Genomic DNA, 18,079 nt, shown 5'->3' with positions numbered 1-18,079 from the left:
TGGCCCCTACTTGAAAACTCGTTCTAAATTCAACAGGATGAGCAGTCTTTTTTCAAGTTTGGCAACGCCGGTAATATACTCCGCCTCTACCGCTCCAACCACATCAGGCTGCGGCTCAATAATACTTTTTGGAATGTCAAGAACATCGTTGGCGCTGTCGACAACAAGTCCAACCTCAATATCGTCACAGGAAGCAATAATAATTCTTGTCTGTTCATCGTATTCTTTTTCCGGAAGGTTAAAGCGATTGCGCAAATCAATAATTGGGGTAACAACCCCACGCAGATTAATGACACCTTTAATGAAAGGCACGGTTCCCGGCACGCGTGTAATGTGTATCAGCTTTTCAATCCCTTGAACTTGATGGACCGGAAATGCATATTCCTTGTCCATCAATTGGAAAGCAATGACTTTAATCATTGACGGAGCTGCAATTTCACTCATTGGTTTTCCCTCCTTTTCCCCTCTATTCCTTATTTTATTAACGCATTGCAATCTACAATTAAAGCTACCTGGCCATCTCCGAGGATGGTAGCTCCTGAGATAGCAAACACATTAGATAAATAGTTTCCAAGTGACTTTAGCACGACTTCTTGCTGCCCGATAAACGAGTCAACAACCAAACCGGCCATTTTATCTCCTTTGCGGACGATTACAATCGAATAGAAATCATCTTCTTGACTTTCCTTCGGTACTTCAAATATTTTCTCCAGGAAAACAAGCGGTACGATTTTTCCGCGGAAGTCAATCACCTGCTGTGTATGGGCATTAAAGACATCTTCTTTTTTGACGATTGCCGTTTCAATAATGGAAGATAGCGGAATAGCATATTTTTCCTGTTCCACTTCCACCAGCATGACAGAAATAATTGAAAGCGTCAGCGGCAATTGAATCAGGAAGGTCGACCCCACTCCTTCTGCTGCTTCGATACTGATCGATCCGCCAAGGGATTCGATTGTCGTTTTCACTACATCCAAACCTACCCCGCGGCCGGAAATATCGGATATCGTATCAGCAGTTGAGAAGCCGGAAGCTAAAATCAGTTCATAAATTTGATTATCCGTCATCGAAGCAGCCTGTTCTTCTGTGACAACACCTTTGGCAAGTGCTTTATTCAGCACTTTATGCTTGTTAATGCCTGCTCCGTCATCCTCTATTTCAATAAATACATGGTTGCCGCTATGATAAGCCTTCAGTTTAACCGTTCCTTCTTCGCGTTTGCCTTTAGCTCTTCTTTCTTCAGGCATTTCAATCCCATGGTCAATGGCGTTGCGGATTAAGTGAACGAGCGGGTCGCCGATTTCATCAATGACTGTTCGATCAAGCTCTGTTTCTGCTCCAATGATTTCTAAGTTGATTTTTTTATTTAAATCACGAGCCAGCTGGCGCACCATTCTTGGGAAGCGGTTAAACACGGTTTCTACTGGCACCATTCGCATATTCAAAATAATAGTCTGCAAATCACCAGAAATTCTGGACATTCTCTCTACTGTTTCATTTAACTCAGGATTGTTCAGTTCACCTGAAATTTGCTCCAGCCGTCCCCGGTCAATCACAAGTTCTTCAAATAAGTTCATTAAAATATCAAGCCGTTCGATATTTACACGAATCGTTTTGTTTGACACAGCCGCCCGTTTTCCAGGCTTTGGCTCTTCCTGCTTCTCTGCTTTTTTAGGCACAGAAACTGTTGGCGCAGGGGCAGGGGCTGAGGCAGCTGCCACTTCTTTTGCTGCTTCTCCGGTATCAAGCGGCTGAGCAACAAATTCGGAAACAGCCACTCGTTCCACTTCCGATACCTTTTTCACCTTGCTTTCGATATCGTTTGCTGCTTCTTGTGTAATAAGCGTTACTACAAAGCGCTCATCAAACTGCTCTGATTCAAGCTCTTCGGTAGAAGGCGTAGATTTAATAACTTCCCCGCACTTTTCCAGCACTTCAAATACCATAAATACGCGCGCTGCCTTCAGCACACAATCAGCACGAAGCTCGACCTCTACTTCAAAGCAGGTAAATCCCTGTTCTTTTGATTGTTGAATCACCGTGTATTCAAACTCATCATATTTGACCGCTGAAGAAGGGCTGACAGAAGGAGCAGCTTCTGTTTGTGCAGAAGAATCAGCATGAACCGTTTCGCCATTTTCAATCTTCAGCAGCTTGTCAACGATATCGGTGACATCACGCTTTCCTGCACCGCCAGCAGCGATATCTTGCACCATTGCTTCTAGATCATCAATTGAAGAAAACACTACGTCTAAAATCTCCGCTGTTACGTGCAGCTTATGATTACGGATTGCATCCAGAACATTTTCCATTTTATGAGTTAAATTAGCCAAATCTTCATAGCCCATAGTGGCAGACATCCCTTTTAACGTATGGGCAGACCGGAAAATTTCATTAACGATGGCCAGATCATCAGGACTTTTCTCCAGTAACAGCAAATTTTCATTGATTGCCTGCAAATGTTCCTTACTCTCATCAATAAAGACTTCTAAATATTGATTCACTTCCATCAGCCACTCACCCTTTCTATCCTATATACTCTAAAATTTTTTGAGCAATGTGTTCCACAGGAACCGTGCAGTCGACTAAGCGGGTGGCAATAGCAGCTCGTGGCATTCCAAATACAACACAAGACTCCTCTGATTCTGCAATGGCATGCACGTTCCCTGTTTCTTTCAGCTTAATGAGGCCGTTTGCCCCATCTGCTCCCATTCCTGTCATAATAACAGCCACCTTATCAAAACCGGTCACTTCGCTGACGGATTCAAACATCACATCGACCGCCGGCCGGTGCCCGTTAACAGGAGGGGACTGGTCAAGATTGACAGCAAGCGTCATTCCTTGCTCCTTCACCTTTAAATGAAAATTGCCCGGGCAAATATAAGCTGTTCCATTTCGGAGCGTTTCCTTGTCCTCCGCTTCTTTGACATGAATCGCAGATAAAGAATCCAGGCGCTGAGCCAATGATTTCGTAAATCCCGGAGGCATATGCTGAACAACCAGCACGGCTGCCTCCAAGTCCTTCGGCAGTTGTGTCAGGACTTTTTGAAGGGCGCGCGGACCTCCTGTTGATGTACCGATGACCACAAGGCTCCGGTTGCTCTTTCGCTTTCTTACACTCGCACCGGCAGCGGCCAGGCTTCTTTTTTCCGGCGTTCTCAAGGTTGCTGTGTGAGTGGAAGCTGGATAGTCAGCCGCAATAACGGGCCGTAGGTTCGCTTTGCTGGCAGCAAGTACTTTTTCTATCAATTCATCCTTAATTCGATGAAGATCAAGTGAAATAGTGCCTGATGGTTTTTTTACGAAATCGACGGCTCCTTTTTCCATCGCCCGAAGCGTAGTCTCGACTCCTGCACCTGTTAAACTGGATAGCATAACAATAGGCGTCGGCATATGCTCCATAATATAGCCAAGGGCATCAAGACCGTCCATTTCCGGCATTTCTACATCCATCGTAATGACTGCCGGTTGAAACTTTTTAATTTTTTCAATTGCGTCTTTCCCATTTCGGGCCGTTGCTACAACCTCTAATTCAGGATGGGAAGATAAAAACTCGGTAATTAACTTACGCATAAACGCAGAGTCATCAACTACAACTACTTTTTTTCCTCTCATTGTCAATGCCTGCCTTTCACAAAGAAGTGACGAAGCTTCGATATAAAACTATTTGTTTCCGGACGCTCCTCAAGGTATCCGTAGCCTTCTCTGTACAGTTTCACAGCCTCCTGCAAAGCCCTCGAAACCTTGGCATTCGGGGCGGCCACAAGAAAGGGAATCTGAGCACTGACCGCTTTCTTCACAGCTGTACTTTCCGGCAATACTCCCAATTCGAAGCTTGATTTTCCTAAAAACTTGCGGATAGCTTGTTGAAGCCGTTTCACCGCCTCTTGCCCTTCCCTTTCCGAGTCTGCCCGGTTGCATAAAAGATAGAATGCGCTTTCTCCGCCTTGAAAATGAATATATTTCATCATGGAATAGGCATCTGTAATCGAAGTCGGCTCAGGGGTAGTGACAACGATGATATCATCCACTGACATGAGAACGTTGAGGGCTTCCTTTGACGCCCCTGCTCCCATATCAAACAATAAGTAGTCATACTGCTCCTGAAGGGCTTCTATTCCTTCCAGCCACCGGCTGAAGTGACTGTTATCCCATTCAATCAAGCGGCTGAGACCCGATCCCCCTAAAATATAAGAAACACCTTCCTGATCCCTGTATATCAAATCTTCCAGTGAAAGATCTTTCTCAAAAAAATCGGCAATTGAGCGGCCGGCCGTCTGTCCGGTCAGCACATGAATATTTCCCATTCCGATATCCATATCAAATATTAGCACTTTTTTCCCATATCGGGTTAACTCAATAGCAAAATTCAATGAAATGTTTGATTTTCCGACGCCGCCTTTTCCACTCACAATGGCTGCTGTTTTTGCCCTTTTTCCCGTAAGGCGGCTGATTCTTCTTCGCAACTCTGCTGCTTGGTCATTGTTTGTCATAAGCGCTCACCAAAAATGAGATCTGTCAGCTTTTCAGGATTAGGACGGACCAAATCGTCCGGTACATTTTGCCCATTCGTTAAATAAGCTACTCCTTTGCCATATCGGCACATGACATTTATAATGGCGCCGCAGCTTGTCGTTTCATCCATTTTTGTAAAAATAAACTGTTCGATCGGCACAGTTGAAAACCGATCAATCACCGAATGAATATCCTGCTCTTTCGCGGTCAAGGAGAGCACCAAATAGTTCTTCATTTTTTCAAAAGGGATCGTTGCCTTCAATTCTCTGACGAATTGCTCCTCTAAGTAGTTTCGTCCAGCCGTATCGATGTACACGGCATCGTATGCTTTAAACTTCTCAATAGCCGGCTTCATATCGGCTGGCTTATAAACTACCTCCACCGGCACCTTTAGTAAATCCCCATATGTTTTCAATTGCTCAATGGCGGCAATCCGATACGTATCAGTCGTAATAAAAGCGGTTTTAAGCTTTTTCTCGAGCACACTTTCGGCAGCCATTTTGGCAAGCGTAGTCGTCTTGCCGACTCCTGTCGGCCCGACGATACTAATAAACTTTTTCGGAAGAGCCGCGTGCTCTTTTTGCAGCGGCGTGACTTTCTCAACTAGCCACTGCCGGCTCCATTCGTCTGCCGTTTTCTCAGTAACCTGTCCTTTTTCTTCCTTCCATTTTTCCAGAAGCAGCTGCTTCAGTTCTTGAATCAAGCCATCTTCCACTTCTTGTTTCTTCAGCTTGATCAGCGGCAGCTTCAACTCTTCCGGGTAGGCTTCCAATGAAAGCTGATCCGCCTTGGAAAACTGTTTGATTATTTCCTTCAGCTCGTTTAATTCCCTCTTTAATATCTCTTCGCTGCTCTTTTCTGTTTTCAGCGGAAATTCAGGCTTCCTCTTTACGGGAACCGCTTCTTGCGGGCGAACACTTTCCTGTGCCGGATTCGGATCCACTGCTGCTACCACTTCCATTTTCTTCTTTTTGAACAGTCCTAAAAACCCTCCAGTATACACAGTTTTTGACTGTAAAATCACAGCCTGCTCCCCCAGCTCGGCACGGATTTTTTTCATCGCTTCCGGCATAGATGATGCGGTGTATTTTTTTACTTTCAATCTAAGTTCACCACCCCTACACTTTGAACTTCAACATTCGGTTCAAGTTCATTGTAAGATAAAATCGGCAATTGCGGAAAATACCGTTCAGCAAGCTGCCTGATATACATGCGGATAGCAGGCGAACATAAAATGATCGGCGTCTGCTGCATGAAAGAAACCTGTTCGACTTGAGCAGCCATTGCTTCTAAGATCTGCTGCGAATCCATTGGATCAAGCGATAAAAAGTTGCCGTGCTCTGTTTGCTGGACACTGTCCGCTACCCTTTTCTCCACCTGTCCGGATAAAGTAATTACTTTTAATGGCTCTCCCGGCTCAGCATACTGTCCGGTGATTTGGCGCGCCAGCGCTTGACGGACATATTCCGTCAATAAATCGGTGTCGGAAGTCATCTTTCCGAAGTCAGCCAGCGTTTCAAAAATGACTGGCAAGTTTCGGATGGAGATGTTTTCTTTTAAAAGCTTAGCAAGAACTTTTTGAACTTCTCCCACTGTCAGCGGATTTGGCGTTACTTCCTCTACCAGAATTGGATAGGATTCTTTTAAATGTTCAATTAGCTGCTGTGTTTCCTGGCGTCCAAGCAATTCGTGAGCATTTGCTTTAATCACTTCTGTTAAATGGGTGGACACAACACTTGGCGGGTCAACGACCGTGTATCCTAAAATCTCAGCCTGTTCCTTCATTTCTTCTGTAATCCATTTCGCCGGAAGGCCAAATGATGGTTCCACCGTGTCGATTCCTTCAACGGACTCATCATCTTCCCCTGGACTCATAGCCAGATAATGATCAAGCAGCAAATCGCCGGAAGCCATTACACTCCCTTTTATTTTGATGCGATACTCATTCGGCTGCAGCTGGATGTTATCACGAATCCGGACAACCGGAATCACAAGGCCCAGCTCAATCGCCAGCTGGCGCCGGATCATCACCACCCGATCAAGCAAATCACCGCCCTGGCTGGCATCTGCCAGAGGAATCAGCCCATAGCCGAACTCAAATTCAATCGGATCAATATTTAATAAGTTCACGACACTTTCCGGACTTTTTAATTCCTCTGTCTCCATTTCCTCTTCCGCCTCAAATAGATCGATCTCTTCTTTTTCAGGTGAACGCTGGAGCATATAGCCTCCGAGAGCAAGAGCACCGGCAATTGGAATCGTTAAGATGTCATTAATTGGCGTTGCCAGACCCAACAAGAGAATCGTTCCGCCAGCTACATAGAGCATCATTGGAAAAGCCAGGAGCTGAGACATAATGTCTTCTCCCAGATTGCCGGTAGAAGCTGCTCGTGTAACAACGATACCGGTTGCTGTTGAAATCAAAAGGGCCGGTACCTGAGAAACAATGCCATCGCCTACTGTCAGCAGTGAATAGCGAGTCGCCGCTTCGGCTGCCGGCAACCCCTGCTGAACAACACCGATAATCATCCCAAAGATTAAGTTAATGATAACAATGATGATACCGGCGATCGCATCCCCTTTAACGAACTTTGTTGCACCGTCCATCGCGCCATAAAAGTCAGATTCCCGGCTGACCTTTTCCCGTCGTTCTCTTGCTTCCTGTTCAGAAATCATGCCGGCATTCAAATCTGCGTCAATACTCATTTGCTTCCCGGGCATCGCATCAAGTGTAAAACGTGCAGCTACTTCCGATACACGCTCTGACCCTTTCGTAATGACGATAAATTGAATGATAATTAAAATTAAAAAGACAACCATCCCGACGACCACGTTTCCGCCGACAACGAATGTTCCAAACGTTTCAACAACGCCCCCTGCTTCGCCTTTACTTAAGATTGAGCGCGTCGTGGAGACATTGAGCCCCAGCCGAAACAGCGTCAGCAATAAGAGCAAGGACGGAAATACAGAGAACTCCAGTGCTTCTCTCATATTCATCGAAATAAGCAGCACTAAAAGCGCAAGAGAAATATTTATAATAATTAACACACTCAGCAGCCACGACGGCAGCGGAATGATCAGCATAGCCACAATTAAAATTACACTTAACAATACGGAGACGTCTCTTGCTTTCATTTCTCTCTCTCCCAACAACAAAACTTACAATTTATTTTTTATTCGGTAGACATACGCCAGAATTTCAGCCACCGCTTTAAAAAACTCTTCCGGAATCGGCTGGCCTACTTCCGCCTGGTCATAAAGTGCCCTTGCCAACGGTCGGTTTTCAATTAACTCAACCTCATTCTCTCCGGCGATATACTTTATTTTCTGAGCAAGGTAATCCACCCCTTTTGCTACGACGACCGGGGCATCTGCCTGCTCTTCATCATATTTTAAGGCGATTGCATAATGGGTCGGATTCGTAATGACAACATCCGCCTGTGGCACTTCCTGCATCATCCGGCCCATCGCCATTTCCCGCTGGCGCTGTTTAATTTTCGACTTAATGAGCGGATCACCCTCGATGTTTTTATATTCATCTTTAATATCCTGCTTGGACATGCGGATGCTTTTCTCGAAATCATACTTTTGATATAAAAAATCAAGAAGTGCCAGAAAAAGCAGCGCGGCGGAAGCGGCCGCCCCCATCTGCAATGTCAATATTCCAACAGTTTGCAACGCATCCGCCGTGGACTTAAATGACAGCTTTAGCACGTCCTCAATATTTGACCAGAGAATAAAAAACGTAATAGCGCCAACAAAGGTGATTTTCAACATCGACTTCAGCAGTTCCACCAAAGCTCTGACAGCAAAAATTCTTTTAAATCCTTTAATCGGATCCAGCTTCTCAAGCTTGGGCTTCAACGGTTCTCCCGTGAACAAAAACCCTACCTGCATGTAGTTCGCTACCAGTCCGGCAAGAAGAGCCACCAGCATTACCGGGCCTAGTATATATACCAGCTGCTCCATAATTTCGAGAACAATGACCTTCAAATTAGCCTCCGTAACTGGCATCGTAAGATAATACTGTAATGAATGCTGAAATAGATGAAGAATGCCTTTTCCTATAAACGAAGCTCCGACAAATAAAAAGCCAAACAACGCTAGTAAACTGACCGCTGTCGTCACATCCTGGCTTTTGGCCACTTGCCCTTTTTTACGGGAATCCTGCCTTTTCTTCGGCGTGGCTTTTTCTGTTTTCTCCCCGGCGAAAAATTGGAGATCTAGTTTCAAATTTTCCAATCTAGACCCCTCCCAGCAGCGACATCACATCACGCATCGTATACAGCATCAGCTCAAACAGCTTTTGAATCACTGTAAACATCAGCCCAATTACGACCGTCATGACGATAAATGCGACACCGATTTTCACCGGAAACCCCACTACGAAGATGTTTAGCTGCGGCACCGTCCGAGCCACGATCCCCAATGCAACATCCACTAAAAATAGCGTGGCTACCACAGGCATAGACATTTGAAAAGCGATCAAAAACATCGAGCTAAACGCCCGGCTCATATATCCGGCAAGGCTGCCGCTATCGAAATGAAGTGACAGCTGATCAATAGGAACATATTGATAACTGTAAAAAATGCCATCTAGCATTAAATGATGGCCATTGAGCGCCAGCAGTAATAATAAAGCAAACATATACAAGTACTGCCCCATCAGCGGACTTTGTGTCCCGGATTGCGGGTCAATCACATTGGCGATAGCAAAACCCATCTGAAAGTCAATCAGCCCTCCGGCAATTTGTATAGCCGCCACCATCATATAAGCAGATAAGCCAATGAGCAAACCGACAAGCGCTTCCTTTAAAATCAGCAAAAAGTATCTGCCGTCAATCTCAAGCGGGCCGACATCCATCGTGTAATACATCATCCAGGCAAGCAGAACAGCCAGGCCAATTCGGTGCATCGCCGGTATGGCTCGATGAGAGAATAACGGCATGGTTATAAAGAAAGTGGAAACCCGGACGATAATTAATAATAAGACAGAAAAATGAGGTACTATTTCTTCCATTCCATCAACCTACAAATCTAGTTAAATTCGTAAATATATCAAGCGTGTAAGAAAGCATTTTGCTGAGCATCCATGGCCCGAAGAAAATTAATCCGACTAAAACGGCAACAATCTTCGGAATAAATGCCAGCGTCTGCTCCTGAATTTGCGTTGTCGCCTGAAAAATGCTCACTGCCAGCCCAACGACAAGCGCAATTAACAAGAGCGGGCCGCAAACAATAATTGTTGTATAAACCCCTTTTTCTGCCAGGGAAATAACCATTTCAGAATTCATTGTTCCACCTACTTAAAAGCTTTTCAGCAAAGATTGGATGACTAAATACCAGCCATCAACAAGAACGAAGAGCAGAATCTTAAAAGGAAGAGAAATCATAACCGGCGGAAGCATCATCATTCCCATCGACATTAAAATACTGGCAACGACCATATCAATAACGAGGAATGGAATAAAAATCATAAAACCAATTTGAAAGGCCGTTTTAATTTCACTTAAAGCGAACGCCGGAACAAGCGAGGTTAAAGGAATGTCTTCCACCGTTTCAGGACGCTCAGCCCCCGAATAATTTAAAAACAGTTCTAAATCCTTCTGTCTCGTATGCTCACTCATAAAATCTTTTAAAGGGATGCTGGCTTTGTCGTATGCCTGCTCCAGGTTAATCTCTTCATTAAATAACGGTGTGAGCGCTTCGTCATTTATTTCCTGGAACACGGGTGCCATAATGAAAAAGGTTAAAAACAGCGCAAGACCGATCAATACTTGCGTCGGCGGCATTTGCTGTGTGGCAAGCGCTGATCTGACAAACGACAGCACAATGATAATGCGGGTAAAACAGGTCATTAAGATTAAAATGCTTGGTGCAAGCGACAGCACGGTCAGCAGCAGGAAGAGCTTAACCGATGTTGATACATTGTCAGGAGAACTGTTATTAAAAAACTCCATAAACTCATTCATCTTGCTTCTTCTCCCTGTTGTTCATTTTAGAAATGGCTTGCTGGCGCGATTGTTTCAGCTCGCTTAATTTTCCTGCTAGTATTTGTTTAAAGGGATCCTGCTTTTCATTGTCCCCCTCTTCTTTTCCTTTTCGCTTATTCATCAGCCTTGTTACTATATCCTGCGGCTGAAGCATTTGCTCAGCTTGGTTATTATAGTGGTCAACAAAGCGGGCTAATTCGGTTTCGTCATTAATTTCCTTGAGCAATTCAATGTTTTCCCCGACTCCGACAATAAGGATCCTGTCGCCAACTTTCACCATCTGGATCGACCGGTTGCCTCCAAGCGGAGTCCCCCCTAAATGCTGGATTAATTTCGATTGCTGATAAGAACGGCTTTTCTGGTTAACAAAACGGAGTAAAAAATAAATAAGAGCAAGGACAAAAATTAACGCACCTATCATTTTTACAAAATCCCAAATTGTTACTCCCACTGTCTTCTCGGCTTCTAATTGCTGGTTTTGGCTGCCTTGCTTTTCCTTCTTCGGCTGTTCTTTTTGCTGCCCGCATTTTTCAGGGCTTTGCAAACAGTCCTTCACGTTATTGTCAAATGGCTCTGCTTGCGCGACAGAAACATTGCCTGCAAACAGAGCCATAGTGAAGAGGATGAAAGCGAAAGGCTTAAAAAGTTGTCTGATCAAATAATGCACCTTCTTAAGCTTATGCTAGTGTTTTGGAGATTGCCTCAATGACGCGGTCAGGCTGAAATGGTTTGACAATGAAGTCCTTGGCTCCTGCCTGAATGGCGTCAATAACCATTGACTGTTGCCCCATAGCAGAACACATAATGATCCTGGCATTCGGGTCATCTGCCTTGATTTCTTTCAAAGCGGAGATTCCATCTTTTTCAGGCATGGTAATATCCATTGTGACTAAATCAGGCTTCAGCTCTTTATATTTCTCAACGGCCTGTGCCCCGTCAGATGCTTCCCCGACGACTTCAAATCCGTTCTTGGTAAGAATGTCTTTAATCATCATGCGCATAAACGCAGCATCGTCTACAACTAGAATGCGGTTTCCCATAGTCACTAACCCCCAAATAAATTAGTTTAAATTTTTTAAACGGTCGCTCTGACTTAAGATATCTGTAATTCGAACGCCGAAGTTTTCTTCAATAACTACTACTTCTCCTTTAGCTATCAGCCGGCTGTTGACAAGAATATCAACCGGTTCACCTGCCAATTTATCCAATTCAATGATAGACCCGGCAGACAAATCAAGAATATCCTTCACAGATTTGCTTGTTCTTCCGAGCTCTACAGTTACTTGTAATGGAATATCCAGCAGCATATTTAAATTGCGGGCTTCATGCTCCTGCAGCGGTGCCGGCTCGAATGACGCAAAAGAAGCAGGCTGGACATTGACAGCTGGCTGTTGTACCGCTGCACTCGCCTGTTGCCTGTTCGTTTGCATCGGCGGCTGATTCTGTTCAGGCGAAGCAGACGGCATCGGCTGAACAGCGCTTTGGAGTGGCTTGCCCGGCTCTGGCTGTGCTTTAGGAGCTTCCATCATTTCTGTTGCTGCTGCTTGTTCTTTCACTGAAGGGTTCATTAATTCATGAACGAGCCCTTTGGCGAATTCCAATGGAACAAGCTGCATAATATTGGAATCAATTAAATTGCCGATCGTCAGCCGGAAAGAGATTTTCACAAGCAGCTCTTGGCTATTGATGGTCTCTTCGCCTTTTCCTACATTCAAATCCATTAAACCGATCGAAGGCGGTGAAATATCCACGCGTTTATTAAAAATTGTGGACATTGACGTTGCCGCCGAACCCATCATTTGATTCATCGCTTCCTGTACAGCGCTCAGCTGAATTTCCCCTAAAGTCGCATCCGGGTTTGTACCGTCTCCTCCAAGCATTAAATCGGCGATAATGGCTGCATCTGTCTGTTTAATAACGAGCAGGTTCGTCGCTCCTGTAAATCCCTCTGTATATTCCACTTCAATGGCTACATAAGGGTGAGGAAACTCATTCTTTAAATTCTGCCGGTCAATAATGCTAACGGTTGGCGTAGTAATCTCTACTTTTTGATTTAACAAACTGGACAATGCTGTAGCCGAACTTCCAAATGAAATGTTACCGATTTCGCCGAGGGTATCCTGCTCGAAAGAGTCGACATACATTTCGGTGTCTACTGCAGTCGGTTCTATTACTTCTTCGCTCTCTTTATTTTCATCTGCTGTGCCTTTTAACAAGGCATCAATTTCTTCTTGAGAAAGCATGCCGTCACCCATGATCCTCATCTCCCCCCTTGAAATCATCAAGAATTTGGATTGCCATTTTTTTATTCAACTTTCCAGCCTGCGCCGTAAACTTTGGAATATCGCTCACTTTTACAATTAAAGGCTCATCGATACGCTTTTCAAGCTCGATAACATCTCCAATGGAAAGCGCCAAAAATTCTTCAATGGTAATGCTCGTTCCGCCAAGCTCTGACACAACTGGAACTTCTGCTTTTTGAATCCGTTTTTGTAAGTTTGCAATTTCTTCCGGCTCCCTTTCCTTTCTGTCAGGATTTTGCATCCAGTAATGAACAGAAAGTTTTGGTATAACCGGCTCTAAAACAACATGCGGGAGACAAATATTGATCATCCCGGTCGTTTCACCGATAGTCGTATCCAATGATATCACAACCACTGTTTCATTCGGAGATACCATCTGCAAAAATTGCGGATTTACCTCGAAGTTTGTCATCAGCGGGTCGATATCAACAATATTAGACCACGCCTCCCGGTAATGTTCAAATGCCCGTTCAAATACACTGGACATAATCTTTGTTTCTATCTCTGTCAATCCTTCAATATTGTTTATGCTTTCCCCGCGACCGCCAAGCAATCTGTCTAAAACCGCGTAAGCAATATTCGGATTTACCTCCATCAGAACGTGGCCGTCTAGAGGCGGAACCTCGAATACATTAAGTACGGTCATATTGGGGATGGAACGGATGAATTCTTCATAGGGAATTTGATCCGTTGAGGCGACCGAAATCTGCACGAATGTCCGCAGCTGGGCTGAAAAGAACGTCGTTAAAATACGGGCAAAGTTGTCATGCATCCGTGTAAGGCTGCGGATTTGATCTTTGGAAAAACGAAGCGCCCTTTTAAAATCGTAAACTTTAACTCTCTTTTCCTGCTCTTCCTTTTTCAGCTCATCAGCATCCATCTCCCCTGTAGAAAGGGCGGACAGCAGGGCGTCTATTTCATTCTGCGATAAAACCTCTCCCGACATACTGTCACCTCCATCAAATAGATTGTCATGTGTTACTGAATAATATAAGAGGTGATGTACACGTCAAGCACTTTGCCGTCCTGCATAATGTCATTTAACTGATCCTTTAGCTGGCCCGTTAATTGCTCCTTGCCTTTTTTCCCTTTTAGATCCTGGGATTTCATTTCGGAAAGCTGTTCAATAATAATGTTCTTCGCTTGAAAATCACGCTTGGTCATTTCCTCTTTTGCTTTTTTGCTGTCTGTTTGAATCTTAAAGGAAATGCGAATGTAATCATCCGACGCCAAATTAGTTGTCAGCTCTGGAATATCCACTGATGACTCTATCACCTCGTCAATATTTGGCGCTTCTGCTTTACTTTCTTTAGAAGACTTCAAAATGATGATAATCGCAGCCGTGCCAATCAATAAGATCACTGTCAGCATCACGATCATAACTGTCAGCAGCTTATTATCACCTTTTCCGGACTTTGCTTCAGTCTCCATTTGTCATCTCTCCCTGCTCCATTTTCCCCAATACATGCACCCGGCGGTAAAATTCCTCTATCCGCTGTCTTACTTCCGCTTCATTCTCACGCACCAGGTACTTCTTCCCGTTGGAAAGCGTAATCGTTGTATCCGGGAAACTTTCAATTGTTTCAATATAAAGGGCATTCAGCGAAAAAGGCTTGCCATTTAATCTCGTTACATTAATCAATCGATTTCAGGGCTGAAGCGGCCGCTTCGCCCTGGCACCTCCTTCATTTACAAATCCCCGTTAACGCTTCAGATTCACAAGCTCCTGAAGAATTTCATCTGACGTTGTAATAATGCGAGTATTCGCTTGGAAACCGCGCTGAGCTACGATCATCTCTGTGAACTCTTCGGACAGATCCACGTTAGACATTTCGAGTGTACCGGAAACAACCGTTCCTCCGGTTAATGGATTTTGTATATCCCCAGAGTTAGTAGTGGTTCGATACAAGTTTTGCCCTACTTTTTCCAGCCCTTCTGGATTAGAAAAAGTAGCGATAGCGATCGGATTTTTTTCAACTCGCTGATCATTGCTATCAACAATAACAATCTTTCCATCTGAACCAACACTAAAGCTTTTGCTATTTAATGGAATATTGATTTTGTTTCCTGTCGTATCTAAAACGTATAGTCCATCGCTGGTTACAAGGTCTCCAGCTTTGTCAAGGTAAAAGTTACCAGCTCTTGTCAGATAACGATTAGTGCCGTCTTGGACAACAAAAAATCCGTCGCCGGCGATCGCTAAGTCAAGAGGACGAGCTGTCGTTTGGGTGCTTCCCTCAGTGTGAACCGTATCAATCGCTGCCAGAGAAGAGCCTAGTCCAACCTGTTTCGGGTTTGTTCCCCCTCTATTGGCTGTTGCTGCACTGGCTCCGGAAATTTGCTGGCTGATCATATCTTTAAAGATGACACGGCCTTTTTTAAATCCATAGGTGTTTACGTTGGCAATGTTGTTTCCAATAACATCTAATTTCGTTTGAAAGCCTTTCATTCCGCTGATTCCTGAGTACATTGAACGTAGCATGATTATTTTCCCCTTTCGAATGAATCTTGCTTTACAAGATTTGATTCGTTCTTTTCAATGGACTGACCATCTGTCTGCTTCTCAACTTTTATCGGCCGAGAGTGTTTTCGATCGATATGTACGATGATATTTTACCTAAAAATTTATTTATCTTTCAACTCTTATTAGGTCAGAAGAACTAATTTTTTCACCATTATCAAGCTGGAGCCAAATAGCGCCGTCCTTCATGGATACAGATTTCACCACTGCTGTTTGCTCGGCTCCCTCTTTATTCCAAGTTACTTTATGTCCGATTAAGTGGCTGGCGTCAACCAGTGAGTTTCCGCTGCCGGCAGAGCCGCCCTTTACTTCCGAAATATTGGCCGGTTCTAAAACCGTGCCATCTGCTAATATAAACTGGACGCCGTCTCCCTTAAATTGAATAGAGGTGATTGTGCCAGTTCCCGTTTGAACAGCTGATTCTCCGCCCGGTTCAGTGCTCTCCACAATTTTGTGCCAGGTGACTTCCTTGCCGACAAACGAGTTGTAGCTGATCATTTGCGACGTGTGCTGCATTTGCAGAAACTTATCAAAGGAGGAGGCCATGTTCGTCATTTGCTCTAAGGAAGAAAATGTCGCCATTTGTGCAATAAAATCCTTATCTTCCATCGGGCTGAGCGGGTCCTGATTTTGCAGCTGCTTCATTAAAATTTTTAAAAACTCGTCTTTTCCAAGAGAGCTGTTTCCTGTGTTCGGCTTCGGTCTGTTATTTTCCAAATACAAACTTGGATCGATTTTAGCCATAGGCCTCTACACCTCCATATTGAGTAATAAGTCCTGAAAGTTCTCAGCTGGCTCGTCATCCGTTTCTGTCGGCTGCGCCATTTGCTGCTGCTGCCGGGATTGCTGCTGCTGTTGCTGGCGATCAAACTTTTGCGGTTCTGCTTGGCTGAATGTCAGCTCAATTTTGTCCACATTGATGTTTTGCTGGCCAAAAGCGTGCTTCAGGCTGCTTACATGCTGTTCAAATAATTCCTTCACTGCAGAAGTTGAGGATAAAATCTTGGCTGTCATCATGCCGTTTTGCTGCAGCAATTCTATGCGCAGACTGCCAAGCTGCTCCGGATAAAGCCTAATCAGCAGCTTTGTGCCGTTTGGCATTTTGACCAAATTAGAATTTCCAAGAACTTGTGAAAACTTCTCAATAAATTGCTCCATATTCATAGGCCGCGGATTTGTGTGAACGCTTAAGGAAAAGGTTTCCGTACGTCCCAATTGATGAAAGAATGACGGCATATGTACCGTGCCTTCCTTTCCGGATGGAGCAGCCGGCAGCTTTTGCTGCACTTGTCCGTCTTCTGGTTCAGCCGCTGGTGCTTGTTTTCCAGCAGAATGCGGCTGCAAAAAGTTTTGAAACGCTCTTTGTATAATCATTGTCCGATTGCTTGTCTGGGGCTGAACCAGCAGTTTATCGAGCTTATCGGCAATTTCTTTCATAGAGTTTTTGATAGCTGCGTGAAAGGAAAGGTCTTTTGCTGTACTGTCTGCTTGTTCTCCAAGCAGTTGCAACAGCTTGCCGGCTGTTAGAACCGTTTGGACCGCCTTTTCATCAAGTGTTGTCCATTTCTCGGCCGGTACAGCAGCTAGCGATTGGACCGCCTGCAGTAAAGAAGCAAACTCTTCATTCCCGGACAAGACAGGCGGCAGCTGTTCTTCCTGCTGACTTTGACCGCCATCCACTCGTTCCTCCGCTGGCAGAATGGTTTGTTCTGCATCTGCCAAGTGGGAAATTTGTCCGATTAGCCTTTGGATATTTTCTTGCAGCTGCGCTGTGCTCATTCCTAAAAAAGCAGCAAGCTCCTCAAAGGAAGGAAATTTGCCGTCCGCCATCCATTCCTTTGCAATGGCCCTGATAGCTTCCGGTATATCTGCAATTCCTTCAATACTCAAGGCTTCAGCTGTTTGTTTTTCATTAGTGAGCCTTTCCTGTGCCGGATTAGCCGCACCGCTTTGAACTGATTGACCGTTTTGCTGTCCTGCAAGAAGCGATTTAAAATCTGCAGCTGAAGCAGCCGGCTCATTTGCAGAAGGTTGCGCTGTATTCTTTTGAACTGGAAGCGCGTTTACCAATTGCATCATCATCTGACACCCCCTTGCTTCTGTAATCATCGGCTGTCTCTTATTTAAGAAACACCAGAAAGTAGTTTTGTATATTTAGCGGCTTTTTCTGGAGGAAGCTTCTCTAAAATATCCGCCTGTTTTTCTGTACTCATTTCTGACAGGATTTTCACCGCTTCATTATCTGATAAATTCACCAGGATGTTCGCAATGTTTTTAGGAGACATAGATTCGTATGTGCTAATTAACTGATTATCTTGCTTTTCCTCAGCGACGGCTGCATCATCTGTCTCTTTCAGCTTTTCAAGCTCAATTTCAAGACGATCCTTTTCCGTATACAAATCCTCCATTTTCTTATCTGATGCCTTTAGATTTTTTTCAAGCTGCTCAATTTTTGCCTCTTTGTTTTTTATTTCTGCTTGTAAGGAAACAATTTTTTCCTTATCCGTCTGGCCGCCTTTGTCAGCTGACCCGCCGTCGTCTATGAGGCTCGAAACAAAAGGCACATGGCTGCCGATTTCCTTTGCCTTCTCAAATACATTTACACCCGCCACTGTCATGACGATTAAGGCAACAGTGATTGCGAATAACAATGGAATCACAAGAACAAAAAGAATCCATTGAAATACGCCATATCCTTTTTCTTCTTCTATTTCCACGAATTCTCTTTTCTTTGCCAAGACTCTCAC

At 44.5% G+C, this 18,079-nt stretch carries 20 protein-coding genes; all 20 read right to left on the bottom strand.

Annotated features, from left to right (window positions below; translation table 11 throughout):
- Positions 1–6: 6 nt before the first annotated feature.
- Positions 7–444 (bottom strand): chemotaxis protein CheW, encoded by a 438-nt coding sequence (locus B1A98_RS02035; RefSeq protein ID WP_041100014.1) that lies wholly within the window; start codon positions 442–444, stop codon positions 7–9.
- 29 nt (positions 445–473) lie between these two features.
- Positions 474–2,510, bottom strand: coding sequence for a chemotaxis protein CheA (locus B1A98_RS02030; protein ID WP_063383528.1), 2,037 nt, complete (start codon positions 2,508–2,510; stop codon positions 474–476).
- 16 nt (positions 2,511–2,526) lie between these two features.
- On the bottom strand, positions 2,527–3,615 hold the full coding sequence (locus tag B1A98_RS02025) for a protein-glutamate methylesterase/protein-glutamine glutaminase (protein ID WP_063383527.1): 1,089 nt from the start codon (positions 3,613–3,615) through the stop codon (positions 2,527–2,529).
- A gap of 2 nt (positions 3,616–3,617) precedes the next feature.
- Positions 3,618–4,493, bottom strand: coding sequence for a MinD/ParA family protein (locus B1A98_RS02020; RefSeq protein WP_063383526.1), 876 nt, complete (start codon positions 4,491–4,493; stop codon positions 3,618–3,620).
- Positions 4,490–5,617 carry a flagellar biosynthesis GTPase FlhF gene (gene flhF, locus B1A98_RS02015; protein ID WP_063383525.1) on the bottom strand — a complete coding sequence of 376 codons (1,128 nt, stop codon included), beginning with the start codon at positions 5,615–5,617 and terminating at the stop codon, positions 4,490–4,492. Before flhF ends, B1A98_RS02020 begins: the two co-directional genes overlap by 4 nt.
- Positions 5,614–7,650, bottom strand: a complete 2,037-nt coding sequence (gene flhA, locus B1A98_RS02010; RefSeq protein ID WP_063383524.1) for a flagellar biosynthesis protein FlhA — start codon at positions 7,648–7,650, stop codon at positions 5,614–5,616. The genes flhF and flhA overlap by 4 nt, the downstream gene beginning before the upstream one ends.
- Before the next feature lie 24 nt (positions 7,651–7,674).
- On the bottom strand, positions 7,675–8,757 hold the full coding sequence (flhB, locus tag B1A98_RS02005; RefSeq protein ID WP_041100002.1) for a flagellar biosynthesis protein FlhB: 1,083 nt from the start codon (positions 8,755–8,757) through the stop codon (positions 7,675–7,677).
- 1 nt (position 8,758) lies between these two features.
- Positions 8,759–9,535 (bottom strand): flagellar biosynthetic protein FliR, encoded by a 777-nt coding sequence (gene fliR, locus B1A98_RS02000; RefSeq protein ID WP_063383523.1) that lies wholly within the window; start codon positions 9,533–9,535, stop codon positions 8,759–8,761.
- A gap of 4 nt (positions 9,536–9,539) precedes the next feature.
- A complete protein-coding gene (fliQ, locus tag B1A98_RS01995) occupies positions 9,540–9,809 on the bottom strand; it encodes a flagellar biosynthesis protein FliQ (protein WP_041099998.1) in 270 nt (89 codons plus the stop codon).
- 12 nt (positions 9,810–9,821) lie between these two features.
- Positions 9,822–10,487: a flagellar type III secretion system pore protein FliP gene (gene fliP / locus B1A98_RS01990; protein ID WP_063383522.1), complete on the bottom strand. Its 666-nt coding sequence runs from the start codon at positions 10,485–10,487 to the stop codon at positions 9,822–9,824.
- Positions 10,480–11,166, bottom strand: coding sequence for a flagellar biosynthetic protein FliO (locus tag B1A98_RS01985; RefSeq protein WP_082821609.1), 687 nt, complete (start codon positions 11,164–11,166; stop codon positions 10,480–10,482). Before B1A98_RS01985 ends, fliP begins: the two co-directional genes overlap by 8 nt.
- Positions 11,167–11,185: 19 nt before the next feature.
- Positions 11,186–11,548 (bottom strand): response regulator, encoded by a 363-nt coding sequence (locus tag B1A98_RS01980; protein ID WP_041099994.1) that lies wholly within the window; start codon positions 11,546–11,548, stop codon positions 11,186–11,188.
- 21 nt (positions 11,549–11,569) lie between these two features.
- On the bottom strand, positions 11,570–12,763 hold the full coding sequence (gene fliY / locus B1A98_RS01975) for a flagellar motor switch phosphatase FliY (RefSeq protein WP_063383521.1): 1,194 nt from the start codon (positions 12,761–12,763) through the stop codon (positions 11,570–11,572).
- A complete protein-coding gene (gene fliM, locus B1A98_RS01970) occupies positions 12,756–13,757 on the bottom strand; it encodes a flagellar motor switch protein FliM (protein WP_063383520.1) in 1,002 nt (333 codons plus the stop codon). Before fliM ends, fliY begins: the two co-directional genes overlap by 8 nt.
- Before the next feature lie 32 nt (positions 13,758–13,789).
- Positions 13,790–14,242, bottom strand: a complete 453-nt coding sequence (fliL, locus tag B1A98_RS01965) for a flagellar basal body-associated protein FliL (RefSeq protein WP_041099990.1) — start codon at positions 14,240–14,242, stop codon at positions 13,790–13,792.
- Positions 14,232–14,453, bottom strand: a complete 222-nt coding sequence (locus B1A98_RS01960; protein ID WP_063383519.1) for a flagellar FlbD family protein — start codon at positions 14,451–14,453, stop codon at positions 14,232–14,234. The genes fliL and B1A98_RS01960 overlap by 11 nt, the downstream gene beginning before the upstream one ends.
- A gap of 60 nt (positions 14,454–14,513) precedes the next feature.
- Complete coding sequence (flgG, locus tag B1A98_RS01955; RefSeq protein WP_063383518.1) at positions 14,514–15,293, bottom strand: flagellar basal body rod protein FlgG; 780 nt, start codon at positions 15,291–15,293, stop codon at positions 14,514–14,516.
- A gap of 147 nt (positions 15,294–15,440) precedes the next feature.
- Positions 15,441–16,076 carry a flagellar hook assembly protein FlgD gene (gene flgD / locus B1A98_RS01950; RefSeq protein WP_063383517.1) on the bottom strand — a complete coding sequence of 212 codons (636 nt, stop codon included), beginning with the start codon at positions 16,074–16,076 and terminating at the stop codon, positions 15,441–15,443.
- A gap of 6 nt (positions 16,077–16,082) precedes the next feature.
- Positions 16,083–17,414 (bottom strand): flagellar hook-length control protein FliK, encoded by a 1,332-nt coding sequence (locus tag B1A98_RS01945; protein ID WP_063383516.1) that lies wholly within the window; start codon positions 17,412–17,414, stop codon positions 16,083–16,085.
- Between the two features lie 41 nt (positions 17,415–17,455).
- A complete protein-coding gene (locus tag B1A98_RS01940; RefSeq protein ID WP_082821607.1) occupies positions 17,456–18,070 on the bottom strand; it encodes a MotE family protein in 615 nt (204 codons plus the stop codon).
- Between the last annotated feature and the right edge of the window lie 9 nt (positions 18,071–18,079).

The sequence above is a fragment of the Pseudobacillus badius genome (genome assembly GCF_002189605.1).
Lineage (GTDB): Bacteria > Bacillota > Bacilli > Bacillales > Domibacillaceae > Pseudobacillus > Pseudobacillus badius.
The sequence above is the reverse complement of the archived record's forward strand: the minus strand, read 5'-3'. Positions and strand labels throughout refer to the sequence as shown.